The organism is Luteimonas sp. A649 (assembly GCF_054072735.1).
This window is the reverse complement of record NZ_JBSVRQ010000002.1, coordinates 370,283-393,566: the sequence shown is the minus strand read 5'-3', so window position 1 is coordinate 393,566 and position 23,284 is coordinate 370,283. Positions and strand designations below refer to the sequence as shown.

Here is a 23,284-nt window from a genome sequence, read left to right as displayed (position 1 = left end):
GGATGGAGGCTTCCTCCGGTCAGAGGATGTAGCGGCTCAGGTCCTGGTCCTGCACCAGCTCGCCGAGCTGCGCATCCACATAGGCACGATCGATGGCGACCTTGCCGCCGCGGTCGGGCGCCTCGAAGCTCAGGCTGTCGAGCAGCCGCTCGAGCACCGTGTGCAGGCGGCGCGCACCGATGTTCTCCTGGCGCTCGTTGACGTCGGCGGCGATCTCGGCGAGCCGGTCGATGGCGTCGTCGGAAAACGCGAGCTCCAGCCCTTCGGTCTTCATCAGCTCGACGTACTGACGGGTCAGCGCAGCCTTGGGTTCCGTCAGGATGCGCACGAAGTCATGCTTCGTCAGCGCGGACAGCTCCACGCGGATCGGGAAGCGGCCCTGCATCTCCGGGATCAGGTCGCTCGGCTTGGCCAAGTGGAACGCGCCCGAGGCAATGAAAAGGATGTGGTCGGTCTTCACCGGGCCGTACTTGGTGCTGACCGTCGAGCCTTCCACCAGCGGCAGCAGGTCGCGCTGCACGCCTTCGCGGCTGACGTCGGCACCCATGCCTTCGCTGCGCTTGGCGACCTTGTCGATCTCGTCGATGAAGACGATGCCGTGCTGCTCGCAGGCTTCGATGGCGGCCGCGCGCACCTCGTCCTCGTTGACCAGCTTGCCGGCCTCTTCCTCGACCAGCAGCGGGCGCGCGGCGTGGATCGCCATGGTGCGCTTCTGGGTCTTGCCGCTGCCGAGGTTGGCGAACATCTGCCGCAGCTGCTGGCCCATTTCCTCCATGCCCGGCGGGGTCATGATGTCGACGCCGCCGCCGGCGGAGAGGTCGAGTTCGATCTCGCGATTGTCCAGATCGCCGCTGCGCAGCTGGCGGCGCAGCTTCTGCCGGGTCTCGGATTCCTGCGACGAGGGCTCGGCGCCGATGTCGACGGTGGTGGACTGCGCCGAGGGGCCGAAGCCGAACGCCGGCGCCTGGCCCTGGCGCTTGGGCAGCAGCGCATCGAGGATGCGGTCTTCCGCGCGCTCCTCGGCCTGGGTGCGCATCTTCTGCTTGGCCTGCTCGCGGTAGAGCTTGACCGCGGTATCGGCCAGGTCGCGGATGATCTGCTCGACGTCCTTGCCGACGTAGCCGACCTCGGTGAAGCGCGTGGCTTCCACCTTCACGAAGGGCGCGTTGGCCAGCGTCGCCAGGCGACGCGCGATCTCGGTCTTGCCGACGCCGGTGGGGCCGATCATCAGGATGTTCTTGGGCATCACTTCGTTGCGCAGCTCGTCACCGAGCTGGGCGCGGCGCCAGCGGTTGCGCAGCGCGATCGCGACCGCGCGCTTGGCGTCCTGCTGGCCGATGATGTGGCGGTCGAGCTCCTGCACGATCTCGCGCGGGGTCATGGTGGCGTGGGAGGTGTCGATCTTCATGGCCATGCTCAGAGTTCCTCCACCACGACGTTGCGGTTGGTGTAGATGCAGATGTCGCCGGCGATGTTGAGCGCCTCGACGGCGACCGAACGCGCGTCCATCTGCGTATGCGCCAGCAGCGCGCGCGCGGCCGACAGCGCGTAGGGGCCGCCCGAGCCGATCGCGACCAGCCCGTCCTCGGGTTCGATCACATCCCCCGTGCCGCTGATGATCAGCGAGGTGTCCTTGTCGGCCACCGCGAGCAGCGCCTCGAGCTTTCCGAAGCGGCGCTCGGTGCGCCAGTCCTTCGCAAGCTCCACGGCGGCGCGGGTGAGCTGGCCGTGCTTCTCGAGCTTGGATTCGAACAGTTCGAACAGCGTGAAGGCGTCGGCGGCGGCGCCGGCGAAACCGGCCAGGATCTGGCCGTCCTTGCCGAGGCGGCGCACCTTGCGCGCGTTGGCCTTCATCACCGTGTGGCCGAGCGTGACCTGGCCGTCGCCGGCGATGGCGACGCGGCCCTCGCGGCGCACCGACACGATGGTGGTGGCGTGGAAAACGTGGGGGTTCTGGCTGGGGTCCATGCGGCCTCCGGGGGCTGAGTCCACTGGATGGGGATCGCCCGCGGCCGATGCAAGTCCGCCCGATGGGACGGGTCAGCCCTTGCGACGCTTCGCGCGCGGATGCGTTTCGTCGTACACCTTGGCCAGGTGCTGGAAGTCCAGGTGCGTGTAGATCTGCGTGGTCGCGATGTCGGCATGCCCCAGCAGCTCCTGCACGCCGCGCAGGTCGCCGGACGACTCCAGCACATGGCTGGCAAATGAATGCCGCAGCAGGTGCGGATGCACGCGCTTGAACAGGCCTTGCCGCCGCGCCAGCTCGCGCAGCCGCAGCTGGACCGCCCGTGCGCTGATCGGCGCGCCGCCGCGGCCCGGGAACACGGGCGCTTCGCGGCCGGCACCGGTGTCCGCGCGCCACTCGGCCAACGCCTTGCAAGCGTGCGAACCCACCGGCACGGTGCGCTGGCGATTGCCCTTGCCAAGCACCGTCACCAGGCCCTGGTCGAGGTCGATGTCGGCCCAGCGCAGCATGCGCAGTTCGGACAGGCGCAGGCCCGAGGAATAGAAGAGTTCCAGCAGCGCGCGGTCACGCAGGCCCAGCGGTACGTCGGTGGGCACCGCCACCAGCGCCACGGCCTCGTCCACGTCCAGCACCTGCGGCAGCTTGCGCGGCGCGCGCGGCGCGCGCACGCCGGCGGCGGGGTTGGCGACGATGCGGCCGTGCTTCAGCAGCCAGTGATAGAAGCTGCGGCAGCCGGACAGGCGGCGCTGCAGGCTCTTGGGCGCCAGCCCCCGGCGATGCTCGGCGGCGACGAAGGCGCGCATCGCCGCGCTGTCGAGCGCCAGGAGGTCCCCATGCCCGGATGCCACCGCCCACGCGTCCAATGCGGCCAGGTCGCGGCGGTAGGCATCGAGCGTGTGCGCCGACATGCGGCGCTCGACCTCGAGGTGTCCGAGGAAGTCGGTGACGTCGGGATGCGTGCCTGCGTCCATCGCGATCGGTCCGTGCTTCCGGCGTCGCTCAGTCGTGGTGGCGCCGCAGCGCCGCCGCGAAGGCCTCGCCCATCATGCGCAGGAACAGCGTGCCCATGCCGGGGTAGAAGCGGTTGGGATCACTGCTTCCCACCGCGACCAGGCCCACGCCCTCGACCGGCAGCAGCGCGGTGGAGGCGACATCGTCGACGCGCGCCGCATACAGCAGCGCCTGCTTGTCGGGATGCAGGCGGCCGCAAAGAGGTTCGCCATCGCCGATGCAGTCGGCGAAGGGTTGCAGGCGGCGGTCGTCGCGCGCGACGACCTGCAGCCACTGCTCCTCGCCCAGCCCGGGCAGCGGCTTGAACAGCACCACGCTCACGAGATCACCGCTGAAGTCCTCGGCCAGCGTGGCGACCATCGCGCGGACCACGCCGGCGGCGCTTTCCGGACGCATCAGCGCCAAGGTCAGCTGGTGCGTGCGCACGGCCAGGCGCTCGTTCTCCTGCGAAACCGCATACAGGTCCTGCAGGCGTCGCGACAGCTCGCGGTTTTTGTCGCGCAGCACTTCGAGCTGGTAGCTGGCCAGCGACGCCGCAGGGCCGTCTTCGCGCGGCACCACGAGGCTGATCGCCAGGTCCGGGAACTGCTGCAGGAACTTCGGGTGCCGGCGCAGCCAAGCCGCGACCTCGTGGGCACCAAGCTTCTCGGTGGTGTCGTTCATGCGTTGAATGTCCCTTCGTAGACGAATGTCGCCGGCCCCGCCATGCGCAGGTCGCCGTCGACACCATGGTAAATGCGCAGCGTGCCGCCGGGCAGCGCCACGTCCACGCCGGCGGTCGCATCCACGCGCCCGCGACGGGCCAGCACGGCCACCGCGGCACAGGCGCCGCTGCCGCAGGCCAGGGTTTCGCCGACGCCGCGTTCGTACACCCGCAGTCGGATGTGGCCGCCGTCGAGCACCTGGGCAAAGCCGACGTTGCACGACTGCGGGAACGCGGCGTGCCGCTGCAGCGCGGGGCCAAGCTCGCCGACCGGCGCGTGGTCGACGTCCTCGACCTCGAGCACCGCGTGCGGATTGCCCATCGACACCGCGCCCACGCGCAGCGTGCGTCCGCCGACTTCGATCATGTAGGCATCGGCCTGCGCGTCGAAGCCGGCCAGGGGGATCCGCGCCGGCGCGAACACCGGGACACCCATGGCGACTTCGAAGCCGGCCCCGCCCAGCGCGCGCACGCGGTGGCTGGCCAGCGGGCTGTCGAGCACGAAATCGCCCGTGGCGGTGCCAACGCGCACCAGCCAGGCGGCGACGCAGCGTGCGCCGTTGCCGCACTGCTGCGAGGCGGAACCGTCGGCGTTCCAGATGCCATAGGACGCAATCGCACCGTCGCTGCGCGGCGCGGCGATGGTCAGGATCTGGTCGCAGCCGACGCCGCGGTGGCGATCGGCCAGCAGGCGGCACAGCGCGGCATCGGGCGCCGCCGCGCCATCGCGCAGGTCGAGCACCACGAAGTCGTTGCCGGCGCCGTGCATCTTGCTGAAACGCAGGCCGGCGGGAGACGCCGAGGCCGCCACGGGATCAGGCGTCGCCATCACCGTCATCGCCGGGGTCGTCGCCAGAACCCTCCACGGCCGGGTCCTCGCCTTCGCCATCCACGCCGTCCTCGATCTCCTCGGCATCGACGTCATCCTCGAGCGCCGGATCGTCCGCATCCATGGCCGGATCCGGCACATCGGCATCGTCCACCTGCTCCGCCGGCCAGTCGTCGTCTTCCGGCGCGGGAGGCGGCAGCAGCGGACCCTTGTTGCCGCAGGCGGACAGCACCAGCACGGACGACAGCAGGGCAAGGGGAATCAGGGCGCGGATGTTCATGGCCGGCAGTCTAGCGCGGCGGCGGTTCCGGCCGCATCCACAGCCAGGCACCCACGGCGACCATGCAGCCGATCGGCAGGGCCACCGCCCACCAGCGCTGGTAGCCGGTCAGCCAGGCCAGTGCCAGCACGATCACGGCCGACGCGGCCATGGCGGCGCTGGCCAGGCGCTTGGAGCGCCGGGTGACCGCGCCGTGCTCGTGCCAGTCGCGGATCATCGGCCCGAAGTGCCGATGCGCCAGCAGCCAGGCGTGGAGTCGCTCGGAGCCCTGGGCCGCGGCCCAGGCCGAAAGCAGGATGAAGGGCACGGTGGGCAGGCCCGGCAGCACCACGCCGAGCAGGCCAAGCCCCAGCGCGACGTAGGCCAGCAGCCACCAGGCCCAGCGGAAGCGCGAGCGGTGGCGAGGAGCGTCATCCATCGCGGCATGATGCCGCGATGGGCGGCAGCTGTCAGCGCGCCGTGACTTCGTCCGGGGCCACCACGCCCAGTTGGTCGAGCATGAAGGCGTACATCTCCGCCAGTTCGCGGTAGCGGCGGAAGCGGCCGGACTTGCCGCCGTGGCCGGCATCCATGTTCGTGCGGAACAGGAGGGTGGCGTCGGAGGTGTTCAGGTCACGCAGCCGGGCGACGTACTTCGCCGGTTCCCAGTACTGCACCTGCGAATCCCACAGCCCGGTGCCGATGAACATCGCCGGATAAGCCTTCGCCTCCAGGTTGTCGTAGGGCGAGTAGGTGACCATGTAGTCGTAGTCACCCTTGCGCTCCGGGTTGCCCCACTCGTCGTACTCGTTGGTGGTCAGCGGGATGCTGCGGTCGAGCATGGTCGTGACCACGTCCACGAACGGCACCTGCGACAGGACCAGGCGGTACTTCTCCGGCGCCATGTTCGCGATCGCGCCCACCAGCAGGCCGCCGGCGCTGCCGCCATACGCCGCCACGCGATCCTTCGCCGCCCAGCCCTCGGCCACCAGGTGGTCGGTGACGTCGATGAAGTCGGTGAAGGTGTTGACCTTGTTGCGGAGCTTGCCGTCGTCGTACCACTTGCGGCCCATTTCCTGGCCGCCGCGGATGTGGGCGATGGCATAGACCATGCCGCGGTCGAGCAGGCTGGTGGTGGTCAGGCTGTAGCCCGGGTCCATCGACATGCCGTAGCTGCCGTAGGCGTACTGCAGCAGCGGCGCGGTGCCGTCCTTCTCGAACCCCTTGCGGTAGACCAGCGACACCGGGATGCGGGTGCCGTCGCGGGCGGTCGCCCAGGTGCGCTCGGTGGCGTACTTCGACGGGTCATAGCCGATCACCGGCTGCTGCTTGAGCAGGCGGCGCTCGCCGGTGCGCACGTCGAGCTCGTAGGTGGTGCCGGGCGTGGTCAGCGAGGTGTAGCCGTAGCGCAGCCAGTCGGTATCGGGTTCGGCGTTGATCGACAGGCCCATCGAATAGGCGGGTTCGTCGGCGGCGACGTACTCCTCTCCACCCTCCGGCTTGAGCAGGCGGATGCGCTCGAGCGCGTTGGAGCGCTCGGCAATGGCGGTGAAGCCGTCGAACAATTCATAGCCTTCCAGCAGCACGTCGTCGCGGTGCGCGATCCACTCCTTCCACTCCGCGCGCGAAGTCGCGTCCGTGGGCGCGGTGGCGATGCGGTAGTTCGGCGCCTTGTTGCCCTCGGCGTCAGGTGCGTTGGTAAGGATCACCCAGCGGCCGTCAAAGTGATCGGCGTCGTATTCGACGTCGCGCTCGCGCGCGGCCAGCACGGTGAATTCACCCGGGTCCGCGGCCGGGGTGCAGCGCAACTCGCTGGATACCGTGCTCTCGACGCCGATGCAGATGAAGCGGTCGTCGCGGGTGCGCGACAGGCCCATGTAGAAACTGTCGTCGTGCTCTTCGTACACCAGCACGTCGTCGGACACGGGAGTGCCGAGCACGTGCTTCTTCACGCGCACGGTCAGCAGCGTTTCGGGATCGTTCTCGACGTAGAAGAGGGTCTTGTTGTCGTCGGCCCAGACCATGTCCGCGGACAGGCCGGGGATCGACTCCGGATAGAGTTCGCCCGTCTCGAGATTGCGGAAGCGAATGGTGTACTGGCGGCGGCCGACGCTGTCGTCCGCCCAGGCCAGGATGCGGTTGTCGGGACTGGTCTCGTACACGCCGACCGAGAAGTACTCCTTGTCCGCGGCCATCGCGTTGACATCGAGCAGCACCTGCTCGGCGGCGAAAACACCGGCCTCGTTGAGGCGCATGATCTCCGCCGCGCCCAGGCCATCGGCGTCCTTCCGGCGCGCATGCACGGGATAGTCCTTGCCGGTCTCGTAGCGCGAGTAGTACCACCAGCCGTTGTCGCGGAAAGGCACGCTGGCATCGTCCTGCTTGATGCGGGCGACGAACTCTTCGTACAGCGCGTCCTCGAGCGGCTTCAGCGGCGCCATCACCTGGCCGACGTACGCGTTCTCGGCCTCGAGGTAGGCCAGCATGGCCTTGTCTTCGCGGGTGTCGTCGCGCAGCCAGTAGTACTCGTCCTGGCGCACGGCGCCGTGCGGCGCGCGCACTTCGTGGGCGCGCTTTTCGACGTCGGGCGGCGTCGGCGTGGCGGCGTGGCTGGTGGCGGTCATGAGCAACAGGCCTGCAAGTGCGATGGGCTTCATGGAATGGGGTCCGGGGAGGCTGGATGCAACGGGGGCGCCTTGCGGCGCCCCCGGGGTCGGATCAGTCGGTGTCGCGGCCGATCTGTTGCCAGAGGAAGGTCAGGTACAGCGCATCCATGTGCGCCGCCTGGCGGTTGTTGGCCGCGCCGCCGTGGCCGCCCTCGATGTTTTCGTAGTAGCGCACGTCCTTGCCGGCGTCCGACATCAGCGCGTGCATTTTCCGGGCGTGACCCGGGTGGACGCGGTCGTCGCGGGTCGAGGTCAGGATCAGCGTCGGCGGATAGTCCTTCGCCGCGTCGAACAGGTGGTAGGGCGAGAAGGTCTTGATGAAGGCCCACTCTTCCGGCTTGTCCGGATCACCGTACTCGGCCATCCACGACGCGCCGGCCAGCAGCTTGTGATAGCGCTGCATGTCCAGCAGCGGCACCTGGATCACCACCGCACCGAAGAGCTCCGGATACTGCGTGAGCATGTTGCCCGTAAGCAGGCCGCCGTTGCTGCCGCCACGGATACCCAGGTGCTCGGGCGAGGTGATCTTGCGGTCGATCATGTCCTGCGCGACCGCGGCGAAGTCCTCGTAGGCCTTGTGGCGGTTGGCCTTGAGCGCAGCCTGGTGCCAGCGCGGACCGTACTCGCCGCCGCCGCGGATGTTGGCGACAGCGTACGTGCCACCCTTCTCCAGCCAGCCCTTGCCGACGCCGCCGGAGTAGCCCGGGGTCAGCGAGATCTCGAAGCCGCCGTAACCGTAGAGCAGCGTCGGATTGCTGCCGTCGAGCTCGACGCCCTTCGGATGCACGAGGAAGTACGGCACGCGGGTGCCGTCCTTCGAGGTGGCGAAGTGCTGCTCGACGACGTGCTTGGAGGCGTCGAAGAACGCCGGCTGGGTCTTCAGCACCTCGGGCGCGGGCGCACCGGGGGCGGCGCTGGCGAGCATCAGCGTGGTGGGGGTGAGGTAGTCGGTGACGGTCAGCCAGAGCGCGTCGGACTCGTCGCTGTCGACCGCGCTTGCGGAGACGGTCCCGAACTCCGGCACGCCCGCGAGCTCGCTGCGGGTCCAGCCGTCGGCGCCGGGGGTGAGCACGGTCAGCTTGTTCTTGACGTCGTCCAGCACGTTCAGCACGAGGTGGTTCTTCGTGAACGAGGCGCCGGCCAGCGAGCTGGTGTCGGTGGGCTCGAACAGCACCTGGAACTCCCGCTTGCCGGCCATGTAGTCGTCGAACTTCGCCGCCAGCAGCGAACCGGCCTTGTAGGTCTTGCCGCCGACGTCCCACGACTCGCGCAACTCGAGGCCGAGCCATTCGCGCTGCACCGACTTCTGCGCCGAGTTCGGCACGTCGACCTTGGTCAACGAGCCGTCCGCGTTACGCAGGTAGAGCTCGTCGTTGTAGAAGGCGAGTGTGCGGCTGACGAAGTCGCGCTCGTAACCTGGCGTGTGGTCATGGCCGGCCGAGATGTACATGTCGCCGGCCTGGCCCTCATAGACCACCCTGGCGGCGTCCATCGGCGTGCCCCGCGTCCATTCCTTGACGATGCGCGGGTAGCCCGAGCTGGTCATCGTGCCGTCGCCGAAATCGGTGTAGACGTACACGGTGTCGCGATTGATCCACGCCAGGCCTCCCTTGGCCTCCGGGCGGAGGAAACCGCCATCGACCCACTGCTTCGTGGACAGGTCGAATTCACGGGTGACGTCGGCGTCGGCGCCACCGCGCGACAGCGCGACCAGGCAGCGCTCGTACTCGGGACGCAGGCAATTTGCGCCATGCCAGACCCAGTTCTCGCCTTCCGCCTTGTTCAGCGCGTCGAGGTCGATCACGGTCTCCCACTGCGGCTGCGGCTTGCGGTACTCGTCAAGCGTGGTCCGGCGCCAGACGCCGCGCTCGTGGTTCCGGTCCTTCCAGAAGTTGTAGTACCACTCGCCCTGCTTGTAGACGCCGGGGATCTTGTCGTCGGAATCGTAGATGGCGAGGAGGTCGGCCTCGAGCGCCTTGAAGCCCGGCGTGTCGGCCAGTTCGGCCTCGGCCTTCGCGTTTTGCTCCCGGACCCAGGCGAGCTGCTTTTCGCCCTCGACGTCCTCGAGCCACTGGTGCGGGTCGGTCACTTTGGCGTCCTCCTGTGCAGTCGCGCCGAAGGAGGCCACGGCAAGCGCGGCAAACAGGCAGGCATGGGGCAGCTTGGGCATGCAACAGGCTCCGGCAGGTCGAATTGACCGGCAAACCTAGCACAGCGCCTGCGCCGCGGACCCGGGCCGAAAGTCGGGCTCAGCTCTCCCCGGCGCGGCGGCGGGCGACGGCCAGCGCGAGCCAGGCGGTCGCCGGCAGCCCCGGCAACCACAGGGGAAGCCAGCCGAAGGTGGCGCTGGCGGCGCGGGCAGGCGGCAGCGACAGCATGGCCATGGCGGCCAGGAATACGAGTGCGACGACCACGCGTGCAGGCCAGTCGGGAGCTGCCGCCCTCGCGACTGACGGATGGAGGCTGGTGGGCCGCGCCATGAAACGGCCCGTCGCCGGGCGGCGTGCCGTGGTCCGGTTTGCTGTGGAGCGGCGTGCCCTGGGGCCATGTGCTGTCGTAGGGTTGGCTGTCATGATGGTTCTCCAGACTGTCGACCCCAAGCCTGCAACCATCCCATCTCACGGACTGCGACCTTCATGACGCCGCCTTCGCCGGACCACTGCCAGTCTGCCGCGGCGCCCTGGACCCTGTGATGACCCCGGACTCCCGACGACTCGCCACCCGCCCTCCCCCGATCCTGGCGTTCTGCGCGTTCGCGCTGTGCCTCATGCTCGCGGCCTGTGCCGGAGGGCGTGGCGAAGGCGACGACAGCGCCCGCGACGTATCCATGCCGCCCCTGGACGCCTTGATGGGGGACTGGCACGTGGTGGGCCGAGTGCCCTGGATTGGCGAACGCGGGCGCGTGGCGTCGCGGATCCGCTTGGCCATGGACGATGGCAACCGGCTGGATATCACCAGCAGCTGGCGCGAGGGCTTCGCCGAACCCGTGGAGTCCGACACCTCGATCGCCCGGCGCGATGGCCACAGTGACCGCATCTGGAAGATGCGCACCTATGGCGTCCTGCCCACGCGGCTTCGAATGCTGGAAGTGGCGGAGGACGGCAGCTGGATGCTGCTCGATTCACCCGGGCGTGACCATGCCTGGATCCTGACCCGCGCGCGACAGGTCGAGGACGAGGCCTACCTGGAACTCGAGCGCCGCATCCGCAGCCATGGCGTCAACACCGACAAGCTGCGCCGGGTGCCGCAGCTTCCGGAGCAGGAAGGCCGCCTGGGCTTCGAGCAGGCCGCCAGCCCGACGCCCGGGCGCTGAGCCGGGGCGGGTCAGCGCTCGTAGTTCGACAGCGCCAGCTGCAGCAGTGACCGTGCCTGTTCACGCAGCGACTGCGGCTCGAGGATCTCGGCGTCGCTGCCGTAGTGCAGCACGTCCATCAGCAGCTCGCGCGCAGCGCTGTACGGGACCTTGAGCTCGTAGCGCCCATCGGCCAGGTGCCGCCCCTGCTGTTGCGAATGCCAGTGCTCGTCGGCCACCCAGCGCGCGGCCTTGGCGCTGAAGACGATGGTGGCCACGCCCTTGGGCGCGCCGGAAAAGATGCCGTAGCTGCCGCCGAGATGGCGGTCGAGCTCGCCCTCGTCGACGTCAATCGCGGCGTCTTCCAGGCAGCGCGCCTGCGCGACACGGTCCACCGAGAAACTGCGCAGGCCCTCGCGTTCGTGGTCCCAGGCATCGAGGTACCAGTTGTCGCGGTAGTGGGTGATGCGCTGCGGCGACACCGTGCGCCGGGTCTTCTCGTCGGTCGAGCGCGCGCGGTATTCGAACACCAGGCGGCGGCGTTCAAGCACCGCCGAGCACACCGTGCGGAATGAATGTTCGTCCAGGCGCCGGGTGCGGTGCGGGATCACGCGCACGCGCTCCATCGGCCACTGCTTGCCGCTGGCGTGCTCGCTGAGCAGCTTCTCGATGCGCGACTGCAGCGGCGCCAGCGCCGAGGACAGCACCCCGCCGCCGCTGCGCGACAGCAGCTGCTGCGCGGCAAGCAGCGCGTGCAGCTCCTCCGAACTCAGCCACAGCCCGGGCAGTTCGAAACGTCCACTTTCATCCGGGTCGTAGCGGATGCCGGCCTCACCGTCGCCGATGATCGGCGCCATCAGCGCGTCGCGCAGGAAAGCGACGTCGCGGTAGACGGTGGCGCGCGAGCAGCCGAGTTCGTCCTGCAGCCGGGCCACCGTGACCGGGTAGCGCGCGGTGCCAAGGATGCGGTGCAGCGTGAGGATGCGTTCGTATCGGTCCATGGGCGGATTATGGGCATATTGCCACCGCAGGAGACGCCGCCCGACACCCGGCTGCGGGCGCGGGCCGGGCCGCGCTGTCCCGAACCGGTACCGGTTGTCGTATTGAGGGGCAATCCATCGGATGGAGCCCGGAACCATGCAACACCCGTTTATTTCCGCAACCCTGGCCACGCTGCTGTGTGCTGCCGCGATCGGCCCCGCCACGGCCGCCCCGCGCGACGACGTGGTCAAGGCCACCGGCAAGCTGGCCAGCGCCAGCAGCTACGTGGTCCACGTCGATGCCCCGCAGGCAGGCGCCGGCGGCCGGATCGAACTGCAGCACGTGGCGCCCGACCGCTACCGCATGGTGATCCCGGGCGGCCCCACGCAGACCATCATCGGCAACCAGGCGTACATGCAGATCGCCGGGCGCACGATGCGCGTGCCGCTGCCGGCCGGCACCCTGGACACGATGCAGGACCAGGCCCGCATCCGCGAGACGCAGGACAACGCACGCATCGAGTCGCTGGGCAAGGTCGTGCTGGACGGCAAGCCGGCCACGAAGTACCGCATCGTGCACGCCGACGGACCCGACGAGGTGATGCTGTGGGTGGGCAGCGAAGGCTGGCCGCTGCAGATGCAGGTGGACGGGAGCGACGGCACGGTGACCATGCGCTACTCCCGCTTCAACGACCCCTCCCTGGTGATCGCGCCGCCAAACTGACCGGGGCGCGCCGGTCCGGACGCCCGCTCGCCGCGCATCCGGCACACGGGCACAATGGCCGGCATGCGCGCGCACATCCCGAACGAGCCGGTCCTGGATCTTTCGCCGTCACCCGGGGACGAGGTGAAGGCGACCACCTGCTACATGTGCGCCTGCCGCTGCGGCATCAAGGTCTGGCTGCGCGACGGCGCCATTCGTTACATCCAGGGCAACCCGTCGCACCCGGTGAACCAGGGCGTGCTGTGCGCGAAGGGTGCCAGCGGGATCATGCAGCACCACTCCCCGGCGCGGCTGACGAAGCCACTGCTGCGCGTGGGCGAGCGCGGCAGCGGCGAGTTCCGCGAGATCGAGTGGGACGAGGCGATGGGGATCGCGACCGGGTGGCTGGCGCCGATCCGCGAGCGCAACCCCGACGAGTTCGCCTTCTTCACCGGCCGCGACCAGTCGCAGGCACTCACCGGCTGGTGGGCGCAGCAGTTCGGCACCATCAACTACGCCGCGCACGGCGGCTTCTGCTCGGTGAACATGGCTGCCGGCGGCCTGTACACGCTGGGCGGTTCGTTCTGGGAGTTCGGCGAGCCGGACTGGGACCACACCCGCTACCTGATGCTCTGGGGCGTGGCCGAAGACCACGACTCCAACCCGATCAAGCTAGGGCTGGGCAAGCTCAAGGCCCGCGGCGCCAAGGTCGTGGCCGTGAACCCGGTGCGCACCGGCTACGGCGCGATCGCCGATGAATGGATCGGGATCCGGCCCGGCACCGACGGGCTGTTCGCGTTCGCGCTGATCCATGAGCTGCTGCGCATGGACCGCATCGACCTCGACTACCTGGTGCGCTATGCGGATGCGCACTGGCTGGTGGTGAAGGATCCGGGCGGGGCGGAAGACGGGATGTTCGTGCGCGACGGCGAAGGGCGCCCGCAATGCTGGGTGGCGGATGCGCTGGCCACGGCAGGCGGCGCGCTCCATCCCGCCGATGCTCCCGACATTTCGCCCGCCGTGGTCGGCGAATACATCCTGCCCGACGGCCGCATCGCGGTACCGGCCTTCCACCTCGTTGCCGAACGCTATCTCGATCCCGAGTACGCGCCCGATGCCGTGGCGGAGCGCTGCGGCATTCCCGCCGACACCATCCGCCGCATCGCGCTCGAGCTGGCCGAGGCTGCGTTCGAATCGAACCTCAGCCTGCCCATCGCGTGGACGGACAGCTGGGGTCGCGAACATTCCGAGATGGTCGGACGCCCCGTCGCGCTGCACGCCATGCGCGGGATCAGCGCGCATTCGAACGGCTTCCATACCTGCCGCGCGCTGCATGTGCTGCAACTGCTGCTCGGCGCGGTGGATGCACCGGGGTCGTTCCGCTACCAGCCGCCGTATCCGAAGCCGATCCCGCCGCCCAACCGCCCCGGCCGCACGCGCCGCGAAGACGGCACGCTCGATGCCGGCCCGCTGGGCTTCGTGCACGGCCCGGAAGACCTGCTGGTGGACGCCGATGGCCAGCCGCGGCGCATCGACCACGCCTATTCCTGGGCCTACCCGCTGTCCGCGCACGGGATGATGCACACCCTGCTGCGCAACGCCCACGCCGGCGACCCCTACCGCATCGACACGCTGATGATGTTCATGGCCAACATGGCCTGGAACTCGTCGATGAACACGCGCGAGACCATCGCCTGGCTGACCGACAAGGGGGACGACGGCGAATACCGGATCCCGCGCATCATCTATTCCGATGCCTATGCATCGGAAATGGTCGCCTATGCCGACCTGGTGCTGCCCGACACCACCTACCTCGAGCGCTTTGACGCGATCAGCATGCTCGATCGGCCGATCTCCGACGCCGATGGCGCCGCCGACGCGATCCGCCAGCCGCTGTTCGATGCCGCCACGCAGCCCGACAAGGACGGCCGCGCGCGCGACGTGCGAGGTTTCCAGTCGGTGCTGCTGGATCTCGGTGCGCGTCTTGGGCTGCCGGGCATGGTGCATGCCGACGGCTCACCGAAGTACCGCGACTACGCCGACTACATCGTCCGCCACGAACGCACGCCCGGCGTCGGCCTGCTGGCCGGCTGGCGCGGCGAGGACGGCGGCACGCACGGCAAGGGCGCGCCCAACCCGGAGCAGCTGCAGCGCTACATCGACAACGGCGGCTTCTGGCGCGAGGAAGTGCCGGAGCATGCGCGCTATTTCAAGATGGCCAACCGCGGCTATCTCGAGTGGTCGCACGGCCTGGGCTTCATCGGCTCGTCGGCGCCGATCACGCTGCATCTGTATGCGGAACAACTGCAGAAGTTCAGGCTCGCGGCGCAGGGCCACGGCGCGCACCAGCCTCCCGAAGAACACCGCGAGCGTGTGGATACGTACTTCGACCCGCTGCCGATGTGGTACACGCCCTTCGAGCAGGCGCAGGTCGACGAAGCCGACTTCCCGCTGCACGCCATCACCCAGCGACCGATGTTCATGTACCACGCCTGGGGTTCACAGAACGCCTGGCTGCGCCAGATCGCGGCGCGCAACTGGCTGTACATGCACCCCGACACCGGCGCCCGCCACGGCGTGGCCGACGAAGACTGGGTGGTGGTGGCATCGCATCTTGGCGAGATCACGGTGCAGGCGAAGTTCGCCGGCAACGTGCAGCCCGACACCCTGTGGACCTGGAACGCGATCGGCAAGCGCCGTGGCGCCTGGCGCCTGGACACCGATGCGCCGGAGGGCCGCAAGGGCTTCCTGCTCAACCATCTGATCTCCCACATCACCCCGCGCGGCGACTATGCCAATGCCGATCCGGTCACCGGCCAGGCCGCTTGGTTCGACCTGCGCGTGAACCTGCGACGCGCGCCGGGCGGTGCAACCGGCGAGACGGGCGACAGCGGCGACAGCACCGAGGCCGGCGACCGGGACAACGGAACCAGGCTGACGCAGCCGCAGTTCGAACCGCTTGCCCTGGGCGACGCGCCCGGCGGCCCCCTGCGCTACGGGGCTCGCAAGCGATGACGCCAGACATGCTGCTCACCTTCCTGGTGCTCGCCGGCGCTGTGGCGCTCTTCGTCAGCGAGAAGATGCCGCCGGAAGTGGTGGCGATGCTGACCCTGGCCGCACTGCTCACCCTGCGCCTGGTCACCACCGACGAAGCCCTGTCGGGCTTCAGCAGCCCGGCGACGGTGACCGTGGCCGCCATGTTCGTGCTCAGCGCCGGCCTGCAGCACAGCGGGTCGCTCAACCGCCTGGGCGAAGCCATCGCGCGGATCCGCTGGGGCTGGCTGCTGGCGCTGGTGATGATGTTGCTGACCGCGTCGGTGTCGGCCTTCATCAACAACACCGCCGCGGTGGCGGTGTTCCTTCCGCTGATCATCGCCGCGGCGGTGGCCAACAACCTGCCGCCATCGAAGTTCCTGATCCCGCTGTCGTACGCGGCCCAGTTCGGCGGCGTGTGCACGCTGATCGGCACGTCCACCAACCTGCTGGTCGACTCGATGGCGCGGCAGGCGGGGCACGCCGGCTTCACCATCTTCGAGTTCAGCCAGTTGGGCATCATCTTCGTGGTGGTGGGGACCATCTACATGATGGTGGCGCGGGTCTTCCTGCTGCCCGACCTCGGCGTGCCGCAACAGGCCGACAGCGGCCACGCGGGGCGCTACGTGGCCGAACTGCTGGTGCCGGAGAAGTCCGGCGCGATCGGCAAGCGCGGCGCCGAACTCCTGCCCAACGACAGCGGCGACGTCGTGGTGCTGGAGGTCTTCCGCGGCCGCACCGCCCTGCCATCGCCGCGTGGCACCGGGATCGAGGCCGGCGACCGCCTGCTCGTACGCGGCAGCTGGCCCGACATCGAACAGGCGCGACGCAAGCTCAAGCTCGCCTTCGACCACGTCGCCACCGACCTCGAGGGCGACGAGGACGACGAGCGCGTGCACGCGGAAGCCATGGTGGCGCCGGGTTCGCACCTGGTCGGCCACTCGCTGGCCGACGTCCGCTTCGCCCACGTCTACCACGCCCGCGTGCAGGGCCTGCACCGGCACCGCCTGGCGATCCGGCAGCCGCTCGACCACGTGCCGCTGGCGGTCGGCGACGTGCTGCTGCTCGACGCGCCCGAAAGCGCGCTCGACCTGATGCGCGCCGACCCCGGCCTGGTGGTAATGGGCGAACGCGAGCAGACGCGCACCTCGATCCGTCGCTCGCTGCTGGCGCTGGGCATCCTGAGCGCGGTGGTGGCGGTGGCGGCCGCCGGACTGATGAGCATCGTCGCCTCGGCGATCATCGGCTGCTGTGCGCTGCTGGTGCTGCGCGTGCTCAAGCCCGAAGAGGCCTACGCCGCCATCGACTGGCGCGTGGTGCTGCTGCTGGCCGGCGTGCTGCCGCTGGGCATCGCACTGCAGAACAGCGGCGCCGCGGCGCTGATCGCCGATTTCTCGATCGGCCTGGTCGGCGGCTTCGGCCCGGTCGCGACGCTGGCGGTGATCTACATCATGACCTCGGCGCTGACCGAGATCATGAGCAACAACGCCTCGGCCGCGCTGGTGGTGCCGATCGCGATCGCCACCGCTGAATCCCTTGGCCTGGACAGCAAGCCCTTCCTGGTCGCGGTGGCCTTTGCCGCCTCCACCAGCTTCGCCACGCCGATCAGCTACCAGACCAACACCATGGTCTACGCCGCCGGCGGCTACCGCTTCCGCGACTTCGTGAAGGTCGGCCTGCCGCTCAACGTCATCTTCATCGCGATGGCGGTGGTGCTGATCCCGCGCTACTTCCCCTTCATCCCATGAAGACACTGCATCGGATCATCGGCGTGTTGATGCTCGTCGGCGGCTTCGCCGGCGCGCTGGCCAGCACCTGGGCCCTGATCGATCCCTCGATCATGTCGCCCACATCACTGGGTGCCTTCGACGCGCCCTCGCCACGCTGGCGCGCCGCGTTCGGCCTGGTGTTGTCGATCGCGCTGCTGCTGTTCGGCAGCGGCAAGCTGCGCCACCGGGAACTGCCATGACCTCACTGCCACCGCCGTCGACGAAGAAGCTCGGCCTGGTGATCGACCTCGACACCTGCGTGGGCTGCCATGCCTGTGCGACCAGCTGCAAGGAGTGGAACGCCGGCGGCATCACCGGGCCCCTGACCGACGAACGACCGTACGGGAAGGACCCGGAAGGGGTCTGGTTCAACCGGGTGCACAGCTACGAAGTCGCCGAGGAGCCCACGCAGCCGGCCATGACCCTGCACTTCCCGCGCAGCTGCCTGCACTGCGACACCCCCGCCTGCGTCACCGTCTGCCCCACCGGCGCCAGCTACAAGCGCGCCGAGGACGGCATCGTGCTGGTGGACGAGGACAAGTGCATCGGCTGCAAGCTCTGCAGCTGGGCCTGCCCCTATGGCGCACGCGAATACAGTCCGGCCGAGGGGGTGATGAAGAAATGCACCCTCTGCGTGGACCGCATCTACAACGAAAACCTCGACGAATCCGAGCGCGTGCCCGCCTGCGTGCAGGCCTGCCCCACGCGCGCGCGCCACTTCGGCGACCTGGGCGATCCGGAGTCGGACGTCTCCAAGCTGGTGGCCGAACGCGGCGGCGTCGCGCTGATGCCCGAGCTCGGCTACCAGCCGGTGAACCGCTACCTGCCGCCGCGGCCGCGGCGCGACGGCGGCGGCGAGGCCACGGAAAGCGCGCCCACGCGCGCGTCCTCGCCGCTGCACTGGCTCAACCGCATCCTGAGGCGCTGAACTGCATGCATCCCGCCCTGTCGGTCATCTTTTTCACCACCCTGTCCGGCGCCGGCTATGGCCTGCTCGCCTGGTCGGGGCTGACCATCGCGCTGCTGGCACTGCGCGGCGGCCTGTCGCCGGCGCTGGAGGGCGTGCAGCTCGCCGGGCTGGGGCTTGGCCTGCTGCTCTCGACCATCGGCCTGCTGTGTTCGTTCGCGCACCTGGGCAAGCCCGGCCGCGCCTGGCGCGCCTTCAGCCAGTGGCGCACCTCGTGGCTGTCGCGCGAGGGCGTGCTGGCCGTGGCCACGCCGCTGCCTGTACTGGCGGCGATCGTGCTGCTGCTGTGGATGGAGCCCGGCGCCACGCGCGCCGCGTGGCTGGCCTGCCTGGGCCTGCTGCTGGCCGTGCTGGCGCTGGTGACGGTGGCCTGCACCGCGATGATCTATGCCTCGCTCAAGCCGATCCCGGCCTGGCGCCATCCGCTGGTGGTGCCGGTGTACCTGCTGTTCGCCCTGCTCACCGGCCTGGCGCTGCAGCTGGTGGCGATGGCGGCGATGCTGCGCGGGCAGGGCCCCGCCGGAATGCTGCCGACGCTGGTGCTGTTCGGCCTGGTGCTGGCGGTGCTGAAGTGGCTGTACTGGCGCGCGATCGACGCCGCGCCCGCGCCGGCCACGCGCGGCGCCGCGGTCGGCCTGCCCGATCGCCAGGTGCGCGTGCTCGAGCGCCCGCACACCGAGGCCAACTACGTCACCCGCGAGATGGTGTTCGAACTCGCGCGCCGCCACGCATTCCGGCTGCGGCTGGCGTCGGTGGCAGGGCTGGTGGTGGCACCGCTACTGGCCAGCGTGCTGATGGTGCTGGGCTGGCTGCCCGCCCTGGCCGCGACGGCGTTGGCCGCGCTGGGGCTGCTGGCGGGTGCCTTTGCCGAGCGCTGGCTGTTCTTTGCCCAGGCCCGGCACGTCGTCAGCGCCTATTACTGAACCGCAGGGCGGCGAGTGTCTTGGAACGGCGGCGATTGGCCGCGATAATGGCGATGTAACCGTTTACTTCGGAGCCACAGCGCATGCTCGCGGCCCTCTGGCTGGTCCTTGCCGCCCCGCCCGTGATCCTCCAGCCCTTGCCGGAATCCCCGAGCGAGCCGGCGGTGATCGCGCTGGCTTCGGGCCGCGCCGACCTGCGCCTGCCCTGTTATCGCCTGGTCTGCGCGGACGCGGGCTGGAAGGCACCGTCGCGCTTCACGCGCATCGAGCAGCCGCCGATACCGGGTACCGTCGACCCGCTGGTGCCGATGCGCCTGCCGGCGATCGCCGCGCGACGCTACCCGCTGTACTCGCCGGCCTCGCGCCGCGACTGGCGGGTGAATCACGGCAGCCACTCGCGTTTCACCGCGGGCTTCGGCTATGAGGCCGTGCGCACGCCCGACACCAACATCAAGCTGGAGTTCGGCACGGGCTATCGCCTGCAGCCCTATGCCGACCATGGCACCGCCGGCGAAGGCATGATCGTCCGCAGCCGGCTGGAGCTGCGCCAGAGCATCGCCAACCGCGCCCTGCTGACCCAGAACCTGCTGGTCGAAACCGGCCGGTTCAACACCACCACCCGCCAGGTGATCGGGCTGGACCTGCGCCTGCAGGACCAGTGGACGCTGCATTCGAACTTCGAGCTGCGGCATGACAGCGCCGGCAACGGCGGCAGCGGCGCGACCGACACCGAAGGCTCGGTGCACGTGAAGTACCGCTTCTAGCGCTCCGGCAGGAACTCGCCCGCGCCAGCATCCATCAGCTTCGCGGCCACCTCGCGCCCCAGCGCGTCCGACGCCGACGCCGAACCTCCGGCCTCCGCACGCACCGCGCGCCCGTCACTCGCCGACCCCACCAGCGCCTGCAGCGACAGGGCATCGCCATCCAGCCGTGCGAACGCCGCCACCGGCACGTGGCAGCTGCCATGCAGCGCGAGATTCAGCGCCCGCTCCGCCCCGGCGCAGATGCGCGTCGGCCCGTGGTCGAGCACGCGGCACAGCGCCATCACCCCTTCGTCGTCGCCACGGCACTCGATCGCGATGACGCCCTGCGCCGGTGCCGGCAGCCACTCCGGCGCATCCAGGCGCGCGCGGATGCGTCCGCCCAGCCCGAGCCGCTCGAGTCCGGCGCAGGCCAGGATGATCGCGTCGTACTCGCCGGCGTCGAGCTTGGCCAGCCGGGTGTTGACGTTGCCGCGCAGGTCGCGGATCTCCAGGTCCGGGCGCAGCGCACGCAGCTGCGCCTGCCGCCGCAGCGACGACGTGCCGACGCAGGCGCCCGGAGGCAGCGCGTCGAAGGTCGCGAACTGGTTGCTGATGAAGGCATCGGCGTGGTCGGCGCGCGCGAGGAAGGCCGGCAGCGCGAACGGCGCATCGACCTCCATCGGCACGTCTTTCAGCGAATGCACCGCGCAGTCGGCGTCCCCGCGCAGCATCGCCAGCTCCAGCTCCTTCAGGAACAGTCCCTTGCCGCCGATCGCAGCCAGCGAACGGTCCAGCACCTCGTCGCCGCGGGTGGACATGGGCACGAGCTCCACCTGCAGCCCCGGGTGGGCTTCGCGCAGCAGGTCAGCGACGTGTTCGCTCTGCCAGAGGGCGAGCGGGCTCTTTCGGGTGGCGATGCGGAGTGTGTTCACGCCGCCATTATCGCCTTCCGCACGAGCCACCGTGGATTCCGATCCATATACTGGCGGATTCCATGAACCCGCCGGCCACGCCGCCCCCTGGCCGACCCGCCCGACCGAGTCAATCCAATGCGTATCCTGATCCTGGGCTCCGGTGTGATCGGAGTGACCAGCGCGTGGTATCTGCGGCAACAGGGGCACGACGTCGTCGTCATCGACCGCGCGTCCGGGCCCGCGATGGAAACCAGCTTTGCCAATGCCGGCCAGGTCTCGCCCGGCTACGCCTCGCCCTGGCCCGCGCCGGGCATCCCGCTGAAAGCGGTGGGCTGGCTGCTGTCACGGCACGCGCCGCTGGCGATCCGGCCGACCGCCGACCCCGCGCAGTACCGCTGGATGTGGCAGATGCTGCGCAACTGCACCCACCACCGCTATGCCATCAGCAAGGCGCGGATGGTGCGGCTTGCCGAGTACAGCCGTGCCTGCCTGGAGGAACTTCGCCGCGACACCGGCATTGCGTACGAGGAGCGCACGCTCGGCACCACGCAGCTGTTCCGCACACAGGCGCAGCTCGACGGTGCCGCCAAGGACATCGCGATCCTGCGCCAGTACGGCGTGCCCTACGAACTCCTCGACCGCACGGGCATTGCCCGCGTGGAGCCGGCGCTGGCCAGGGTCGCCGACACACTGACCGGCGCGCTGCGCCTGCCGGGCGATGAAACCGGCGACGGCCACCTGTTCACCACCAGGCTCGCGGCGATGGCCGAGGCCGCAGGCGTCGAGTTCCGCTACGGGCAGGACGTCGAAGCCCTGCTGGGCGACGGTGATCGCATTGCCGGCGTGCGCATCCAGGGCCGGACCGAGACCGCCGACCGCTATGTGCTCGCCCTGGGCGCGTGGTCGCCGCGCCTGCTGGCGCCGCTCGGCATCCGCCTGCCGGTGTATCCGCTCAAGGGCTATTCGCTGACGATCCCGATCACTTGCCCCGAGCTGGCGCCGCACTCGACCGTGCTCGACGAAAGCTACAAGGTCGCGATCACCCGCTTCGACGACCGCATCCGTGTCGGCGGCATGGCCGAAGTCAGCGGCTATGACCTGTCGCTGCCGCAGCGCCGCCGCGACACCCTGGAGATGGTGGTGCGCAGCCTGTATCCCGACGGCGGCGACCTCGCCAACGCCAGCTTCTGGAGCGGCCTGCGCCCATCCACGCCGGATGGCCCGCCCGTGGTCGGCACCACGACGTACCGCAACCTGCTGCTCAACACCGGCCACGGCACCCTGGGCTGGACGATGGCCTGCGGCTCCGGGCGCTACCTCGCCGACCTGGTCGACGGCCGCACGCCCGCGATCGACGGCGAAGGCCTCGACATGTCCCGCTACGGGCGCCCTTGGCCCGCAGCGCCCACGGGGCTGCGCTGATGCGGCCCGCGCGCGCCACCATCGACCTCGACGCCCTGCGCCACAACTACCGCCACGCGCGAACGCTGGGCGGCGGCAAGGCACTGGCCGTGGTCAAGGCCGACGCCTACGGGCACGGCGCCGTGGCCTGCGCACGCGCGCTCGACGGCGAAGCCGACGGCTTCGGCGTGGCCTGCATCGAGGAGGCGATCGAGCTGCGCGAGGCCGGCATCCGCGCGCCCATCCTGCTGCTGGAAGGCTTCTTCGACGCCGACGAGCTGCCGCTGATCGAACGGCATGCGCTGTGGACGGTGGTGGCCTCGCCCTGGCAGGTGGACGTGCTCGAGCGCCTTCCGCTGCAACAGCCGCTGCCGGTCTGGCTGAAGCTCGACTCGGGCATGCACCGCCTGGGCCTCGCCCCCGAGGACTATCCCGATGCATGGCGGCGCCTGCGCGCACTGCCGTGGGTGGGCGACATGGTCGCGATGAGCCACTTCTCGCGCGCCGATGAACTTGGCCAGCCCAGTACGCCCGCGCAGCTGGCCACCTTCGACGCGGTGCTGGCGGCGCTTCCACCCGGCACCACCACCAGTCTTGCCAACTCCGCCGCGCTGATGGCCTGGCCAGCGGCACGCGGCGGCTGGGTGCGCCCCGGCCTGATGCTCTATGGTTCGCACATGCTCGATGCGCCGTGCGCGGAGGCCGAGCCGCTGCGCGCGGTGATGGCGCTGGCGTCAAAGGTCATCGCGGTACGCGAGCTCGCCGCGGGCGAACCGATCGGCTACGCGGGCGCCTTCACCACCTCGCGCCCGACGCGCGTGGGCGTGGTCGCTGTCGGCTATGCCGACGGCTATCCGCAGTACGCAACCTCGGGCACCCCGGTGATCATCGACGGCCAGCCGGGCGAGCTGATCGGGCGCGTCTCGATGGACATGCTGACCGTGGACCTGACCGACCACCCCGGCGCCGGCATCGGCAGCGATATCGAACTGTGGGGCGCGCGCCTCCCGGTCGCAGAAGTCGCGGCGCGCAGCGGGAACAGCCCGTACCGGCTGCTGACGGGGCTGAAGCGGGCGACGCGGCAGGTGGTCGAGCGCTCCTGACCCCGATTGCGCACGGGCCATG

22 protein-coding genes are annotated in these 23,284 nt (G+C 69.8%); 10 read left to right on the top strand and 12 right to left on the bottom strand.

Annotated features, from left to right (window positions below):
• Positions 1–19: 19 nt before the first annotated feature.
• From hslU to ACW5E8_RS11265, 10 genes are all read right to left on the bottom strand, one after another.
• Complete coding sequence (gene hslU, locus ACW5E8_RS11310) at positions 20–1,414, bottom strand: ATP-dependent protease ATPase subunit HslU (RefSeq protein ID WP_456965622.1); 1,395 nt, start codon at positions 1,412–1,414, stop codon at positions 20–22.
• A gap of 2 nt (positions 1,415–1,416) precedes the next feature.
• The gene (gene hslV, locus ACW5E8_RS11305; protein ID WP_456965621.1) at positions 1,417–1,968 is read right to left on the bottom strand and encodes an ATP-dependent protease subunit HslV; all 552 of its coding nucleotides are present in this window, start codon (positions 1,966–1,968) and stop codon (positions 1,417–1,419) included.
• 72 nt (positions 1,969–2,040) lie between these two features.
• A complete protein-coding gene (xerC, locus tag ACW5E8_RS11300) occupies positions 2,041–2,937 on the bottom strand; it encodes a tyrosine recombinase XerC (protein WP_456965620.1) in 897 nt (298 codons plus the stop codon).
• 28 nt (positions 2,938–2,965) lie between these two features.
• Positions 2,966–3,640, bottom strand: a complete 675-nt coding sequence (locus ACW5E8_RS11295) for a DUF484 family protein (protein WP_456965619.1) — start codon at positions 3,638–3,640, stop codon at positions 2,966–2,968.
• Entirely contained in the window at positions 3,637–4,491 is an 855-nt protein-coding gene (gene dapF / locus ACW5E8_RS11290; protein WP_456965744.1) for a diaminopimelate epimerase, read from the bottom strand. Before dapF ends, ACW5E8_RS11295 begins: the two co-directional genes overlap by 4 nt.
• Positions 4,492–4,495: 4 nt before the next feature.
• Complete coding sequence (gene lptM, locus ACW5E8_RS11285) at positions 4,496–4,789, bottom strand: LPS translocon maturation chaperone LptM (protein WP_456965618.1); 294 nt, start codon at positions 4,787–4,789, stop codon at positions 4,496–4,498.
• Positions 4,790–4,799: 10 nt separating this feature from the next.
• A complete protein-coding gene (locus ACW5E8_RS11280; protein WP_456965617.1) occupies positions 4,800–5,207 on the bottom strand; it encodes a YbaN family protein in 408 nt (135 codons plus the stop codon).
• A 31-nt stretch (positions 5,208–5,238) separates the two neighbouring features.
• Complete coding sequence (locus tag ACW5E8_RS11275; RefSeq protein ID WP_456965616.1) at positions 5,239–7,425, bottom strand: S9 family peptidase; 2,187 nt, start codon at positions 7,423–7,425, stop codon at positions 5,239–5,241.
• A gap of 61 nt (positions 7,426–7,486) precedes the next feature.
• A complete protein-coding gene (locus ACW5E8_RS11270; RefSeq protein WP_456965615.1) occupies positions 7,487–9,604 on the bottom strand; it encodes a prolyl oligopeptidase family serine peptidase in 2,118 nt (705 codons plus the stop codon).
• Between the two features lie 79 nt (positions 9,605–9,683).
• The gene (locus ACW5E8_RS11265) at positions 9,684–9,848 is read right to left on the bottom strand and encodes a hypothetical protein (RefSeq protein ID WP_456965614.1); all 165 of its coding nucleotides are present in this window, start codon (positions 9,846–9,848) and stop codon (positions 9,684–9,686) included.
• Positions 9,849–10,126: 278 nt separating this feature from the next.
• Between ACW5E8_RS11265 and ACW5E8_RS11260 the strand changes: the two genes are divergently transcribed.
• Entirely contained in the window at positions 10,127–10,747 is a 621-nt protein-coding gene (locus tag ACW5E8_RS11260) for a lipocalin family protein (RefSeq protein ID WP_456965613.1), read from the top strand.
• Between the two features lie 11 nt (positions 10,748–10,758).
• On the opposite strand, the gene ACW5E8_RS11255 is transcribed toward ACW5E8_RS11260, so the two are convergent.
• On the bottom strand, positions 10,759–11,727 hold the full coding sequence (locus ACW5E8_RS11255) for a helix-turn-helix transcriptional regulator (protein ID WP_456965612.1): 969 nt from the start codon (positions 11,725–11,727) through the stop codon (positions 10,759–10,761).
• Positions 11,728–11,863: 136 nt separating this feature from the next.
• Between ACW5E8_RS11255 and ACW5E8_RS11250 the strand changes: the two genes are divergently transcribed.
• The 7 genes from ACW5E8_RS11250 (at position 11,864) to ACW5E8_RS11220 (ending at position 19,865) form a co-directional block, all read left to right on the top strand.
• Positions 11,864–12,430, top strand: coding sequence for a hypothetical protein (locus tag ACW5E8_RS11250; protein ID WP_456965611.1), 567 nt, complete (start codon positions 11,864–11,866; stop codon positions 12,428–12,430).
• A 63-nt stretch (positions 12,431–12,493) separates the two neighbouring features.
• Positions 12,494–15,424 (top strand): molybdopterin oxidoreductase family protein, encoded by a 2,931-nt coding sequence (locus ACW5E8_RS11245; protein ID WP_456965610.1) that lies wholly within the window; start codon positions 12,494–12,496, stop codon positions 15,422–15,424.
• Positions 15,421–17,190 (top strand): SLC13 family permease, encoded by a 1,770-nt coding sequence (locus ACW5E8_RS11240; protein ID WP_456965609.1) that lies wholly within the window; start codon positions 15,421–15,423, stop codon positions 17,188–17,190. Before ACW5E8_RS11245 ends, ACW5E8_RS11240 begins: the two co-directional genes overlap by 4 nt.
• The gene (locus ACW5E8_RS11235) at positions 17,187–17,411 is read left to right on the top strand and encodes a hypothetical protein (protein ID WP_456965608.1); all 225 of its coding nucleotides are present in this window, start codon (positions 17,187–17,189) and stop codon (positions 17,409–17,411) included. The genes ACW5E8_RS11240 and ACW5E8_RS11235 overlap by 4 nt, the downstream gene beginning before the upstream one ends.
• Complete coding sequence (locus tag ACW5E8_RS11230; RefSeq protein ID WP_456965607.1) at positions 17,408–18,139, top strand: 4Fe-4S dicluster domain-containing protein; 732 nt, start codon at positions 17,408–17,410, stop codon at positions 18,137–18,139. The genes ACW5E8_RS11235 and ACW5E8_RS11230 overlap by 4 nt, the downstream gene beginning before the upstream one ends.
• 5 nt (positions 18,140–18,144) lie before the next feature.
• On the top strand, positions 18,145–19,101 hold the full coding sequence (locus ACW5E8_RS11225) for a dimethyl sulfoxide reductase anchor subunit family protein (RefSeq protein ID WP_456965606.1): 957 nt from the start codon (positions 18,145–18,147) through the stop codon (positions 19,099–19,101).
• An 83-nt stretch (positions 19,102–19,184) separates the two neighbouring features.
• Positions 19,185–19,865 carry a DUF481 domain-containing protein gene (locus ACW5E8_RS11220; protein WP_456965605.1) on the top strand — a complete coding sequence of 227 codons (681 nt, stop codon included), beginning with the start codon at positions 19,185–19,187 and terminating at the stop codon, positions 19,863–19,865.
• Here the strand turns inward: ACW5E8_RS11220 and hemC are convergent.
• Complete coding sequence (gene hemC / locus ACW5E8_RS11215; protein ID WP_456965604.1) at positions 19,862–20,776, bottom strand: hydroxymethylbilane synthase; 915 nt, start codon at positions 20,774–20,776, stop codon at positions 19,862–19,864. The two genes, ACW5E8_RS11220 and hemC, sit on opposite strands and share 4 nt — an antisense overlap.
• Positions 20,777–20,893: 117 nt before the next feature.
• On the opposite strand from hemC, the gene ACW5E8_RS11210 reads away from it, so the two are divergent.
• Entirely contained in the window at positions 20,894–22,180 is a 1,287-nt protein-coding gene (locus ACW5E8_RS11210) for a D-amino acid dehydrogenase (RefSeq protein ID WP_456965603.1), read from the top strand.
• On the top strand, positions 22,180–23,262 hold the full coding sequence (alr, locus tag ACW5E8_RS11205; RefSeq protein ID WP_456965602.1) for an alanine racemase: 1,083 nt from the start codon (positions 22,180–22,182) through the stop codon (positions 23,260–23,262). The genes ACW5E8_RS11210 and alr overlap by 1 nt, the downstream gene beginning before the upstream one ends.
• Positions 23,263–23,284: the final 22 nt, after the last annotated feature.